The 3,956-nt window shown below is 45.4% G+C and carries 5 protein-coding genes; 4 read left to right on the forward strand and 1 reads right to left on the reverse strand.

The window, feature by feature from the left end; translation table 11 throughout:
- Positions 1-40: 40 nt before the first annotated feature.
- A complete protein-coding gene (larB, locus tag IQ242_RS18755; RefSeq protein ID WP_002777893.1) occupies positions 41-811 on the forward strand; it encodes a nickel pincer cofactor biosynthesis protein LarB in 771 nt (256 codons plus the stop codon).
- A 73-nt stretch (positions 812-884) separates the two neighbouring features.
- A complete protein-coding gene (gene dxs, locus IQ242_RS18760; protein ID WP_193961008.1) occupies positions 885-2,795 on the forward strand; it encodes a 1-deoxy-D-xylulose-5-phosphate synthase in 1,911 nt (636 codons plus the stop codon).
- Between the two features lie 68 nt (positions 2,796-2,863).
- Here dxs and IQ242_RS18765 read toward each other — a convergent pair whose 3' ends face one another.
- On the reverse strand, positions 2,864-3,037 hold the full coding sequence (locus IQ242_RS18765) for a type II toxin-antitoxin system VapB family antitoxin (protein WP_193961009.1): 174 nt from the start codon (positions 3,035-3,037) through the stop codon (positions 2,864-2,866).
- A gap of 195 nt (positions 3,038-3,232) precedes the next feature.
- On the opposite strand from IQ242_RS18765, the gene IQ242_RS18770 reads away from it, so the two are divergent.
- Positions 3,233-3,469, forward strand: a complete 237-nt coding sequence (locus IQ242_RS18770; protein ID WP_002752166.1) for a DUF433 domain-containing protein — start codon at positions 3,233-3,235, stop codon at positions 3,467-3,469.
- Complete coding sequence (locus IQ242_RS18775; RefSeq protein WP_190359165.1) at positions 3,466-3,819, forward strand: DUF5615 family PIN-like protein; 354 nt, start codon at positions 3,466-3,468, stop codon at positions 3,817-3,819. Before IQ242_RS18770 ends, IQ242_RS18775 begins: the two co-directional genes overlap by 4 nt.
- Positions 3,820-3,956 lie beyond the last annotated feature (137 nt).

Raw genomic sequence — 3,956 nt, forward strand, 5'->3', positions numbered from 1 at the left:
ACCCCACACCCCGCACCCCACTTCCCATTGATAACTGACCATGTTCCATGCTGCCGATTTGCGATCGCTGCTGACCGCGGTTGCCAGGGGAGAAATTAACCCGGAGACAGCCTTAGATAAACTTAAACATCTAGCCTTTGAACCAGTGGAAGACTTTGCTAAAATTGACCATCATCGTCAATTAAGAACGGGATTTCCAGAGGTTATCTGGGGACCGGGTAAAACCACCGCTCAAATTGCCCAAATTATCGGTGTATTGCGTCAAAATAGTCCCGTGGTTATGGCCACCCGCATTGAAGCAGAGATAGCAGTCCAGCTACAGGAACAGGTAACAGACTTAGTTTATTATCCCTTGGCCCGCATCTGTGCCATTGCCGCAGCTGCCCCAGAAAATCCCCCAAAAGGGATAATTTCCATCCTAACGGCGGGAACTGCCGATATTCCCGTAGCGGAGGAGGCGGCGGTTACTGCTCAATTATGCGGTTTTTCCGTGCAGCGTCTCTGGGATGTGGGAGTGGCGGGAATTCATCGCCTCTTGAATCATCGCCATCTATTGGATGCCGCCGATGTGTTAATTGTTGTTGCGGGAATGGAAGGAGCCTTACCAAGTGTGGTAGCGGGATTAGTTGATCGCCCAGTGATCGCGGTTCCCACCAGTATCGGTTACGGAACCAGTTTCGGCGGTATTGCTCCTTTGTTAACTATGCTCAATTCCTGCGCGGTCGGTATCGGTGTGGTTAATATAGATAATGGTTTTGGGGCTGCCATGTTAGCCGGCCAAATTTTACGCACGGCGGCCAGATTAGCTTAGATTTTTACTCATCTCAGACTGGAAATCCTATACAGTTGGTATAGGGATAAACTACTTTGAAAAAGAAGCCGATATGCACCTAAGTGAAATTACTCATCCCAACCAGTTACATGGTTTATCACTCCGTCAATTAGAAGATATTGCCCGTCAGATTCGCGAAAAACACCTCCAGACGATCGCCGCTACTGGTGGACATTTGGGACCGGGTTTAGGAGTCGTAGAACTAACGATCGCCCTTTACCAAACCCTCGATCTCGATCGAGATAAAGTCCTTTGGGACGTGGGACACCAAGCTTATCCGCACAAACTCCTTACCGGTCGCTATAATGATTTTCACACCCTGCGCCAAAAAAACGGCATTGCGGGCTATCTAAAACGTTGCGAGAGCAAATTTGACCATTTTGGGGCTGGACACGCCTCCACGAGCATTTCTGCGGGGTTAGGAATGGCTTTAGCCCGGGATGCCAAGGGGGAAGATTTCAAGGTGGTATCGATCATCGGGGATGGTGCTTTAACCGGGGGTATGGCCCTAGAGGCGATTAACCATGCTGGACATTTACCGAACACCAACATCATGGTTATTCTCAACGATAACGAGATGTCCATTTCCCCCAACGTCGGGGCAATTTCCCGCTATCTCAATAAAGTTCGTCTGAGTGATCCCGTCCAGTTTATCGCTGATAATCTCGAAGAACAATTGAAACATCTACCCTTCTTCGGTGACTCCCTGACTCCCGAAATGGAACGAGTCAAAGAAGGAATGAAACGGTTAGCAGTTCCCAAAGTCGGCGCTGTCATCGAAGAATTGGGCTTTAAATATTTTGGCCCGATTGATGGTCATAATATTCCCGAATTAATCGCCACTTTTAAACAGGCCCATAAGGTCCACGGACCGGTTTTCGTCCACGTTGCCACCGTGAAAGGCAAAGGCTACGAATGGGCCGAAAAAGATCAAGTGGGTTATCATGCCCAAAATCCCTTTAATTTAGCCACGGGTAAACCGATTCCCGCCAGTAAACCGAAACCTCCCGCTTATTCTAAAGTTTTCGGGCATACTCTCACTAAATTAGCGGAAAATGACCCGCGCATTATCGGTATCACCGCCGCCATGGCCACGGGGACGGGATTAGATAAATTTCAGGCAAAACTACCGAAACAGTACATCGATGTGGGAATTGCCGAACAACACGCCGTTACTCTCGCCGGTGGTCTTGCTTGCGAAGGAATGCGCCCGGTTGTCACCATTTACTCTACTTTCCTGCAGCGGGCTTTTGATCAGATTATTCACGATATCTGCATTCAAAATCTACCGGTTTTCTTCTGCATGGACCGGGCCGGTATTGTCGGGGCCGATGGACCGACTCACCAAGGGATGTACGATATCGCCTACCTGCGTTGTATCCCCAATATGACCATTATGGCCCCGAAAGATGAGGCGGAACTGCAAAGAATGGTGGTGACGGGGATTAATCATACCAGCGGCCCCATTGCCATGCGTTACCCCCGGGGCAACGGTTTAGGGGTTCCCCTGATGGAAGAGGGTTGGGAAGCTTTACCCATCGGTAAGGGCGAAATTCTCCGCAGTGGCGATGATATTCTCCTGTTGGGATACGGCACGATGGTCAACACTTCCCTACAGGTGGCCGAAATCCTCAGCGAACACGGCATCGAGGCCACAGTGGTTAATGCTCGTTTTGTCAAGCCCCTTGATACAGAACTTATCTTTCCCCTCGCCCAACGTCTTGGTAAAGTGGTGACTTTAGAAGAAGGTTGTTTGATGGGTGGTTTTGGTTCTGCGGTTTTGGAAGCTTTACAGGATGCTAATATTCTAGTTCCGGTCAAGCGTTTCGGGGTTCCCGATAAATTAGTGGACCACGCAACACCAGAGGAATCCTTCGCTGATTTGGGTTTAACCAGTCCCCAGATTGCCCAACAGGTTTTAGCGGTATTTTTTAGCCAAAAACAAACCGCTAATGTTGGTTAAAATCTCAAGATTAGCTTGGCCAGTTTTCCCGAAAAATTAGGGAAGACTGGTTTTTTTGCTCTAGATAGTTAATGAAGACTGCCGGCAATAAATAATGAGGGGAACGAACCACAGAGAAACAAAGGACACAGAGATCGATCACTACTATATAAGTCAAACTTATCACACAAAGAATAGGAGAGTCCAGTAGCTTTAAGAGCATCAGCCATGAGTTGATCATCAATGACAGTGTTAGTTCTCATAGTATCCCTATTTGTGTATAGTAGATTAAACCTCTTGCATAATTAATTTGTGAGGGTTCAAAAATGAGAAAAAAGGTTAAATTTTGTCAAGAAATTGCTGGAAGTTTTCTAAAGCCACTTGACTTAAAGACAGAATTGTGCATAGTAGAAGTAGGCGGAGAGAAGATTGGACGATTACAAGCAACTGAATTACCTATGGAAAACCAACTTTTGCAGCGAATCACCCTCGATTTAAATATCTGTCATGGCAAACCTTGCCTTCGAGGATTGCGTTATCCTGTTGAATTTATCCTAGAATTACTTAGTTCTGGCATGAGTATCGAAGATATTTTAGCCGACTACGATGATTTGGAACGGGAGGATATTCTAGCGGCGTTATTGTTTGCCACTCGATTAACTCAGGTAAAAAGCATCTACCAAATTGCACCATGAAGTTTTTAGTCGATGCCCAATTGCCAGTTCGTTTAGCTCGTTTTTTGCAAGCTGCTGGTCATGATACAATTCATACTAAAGATTTACCCCAACAAAATGCCACGACAGATGCAGAAATTAACGCTCTTTCAATTCAACAAAATCGAATTGTCATTACCAAAGACAGAGATTTTCTTGATTCATTTTTAATTAGTCAAGAACCTTATAAGCTTCTGCTAGTGACTACGGGTAACATTACGAATGTTGAATTAGAAGCATTATTTCAGAATAATCTAACCCAAATAGAAGCACTTTTTACTCAACATTCCTTAATAGAAATGAGTCGCAACTCAATCATCGTTCATCATTAGTAGTAGGACAAACTGAAATTAGCTTTAAGTGCTTCACAAAAGGAATAAAATCTTTATCTGAAAAAAGGAGCGGAAGATTATTTTCAATACAAAAGGAGGCAATAATAACATCAGCAGTTTTTCTAATAGTTATCCCC

This window comes from Microcystis sp. LEGE 08355, assembly GCF_015207185.1.
Classification (GTDB): Bacteria; Cyanobacteriota; Cyanobacteriia; order Cyanobacteriales; family Microcystaceae; genus Microcystis; species Microcystis panniformis.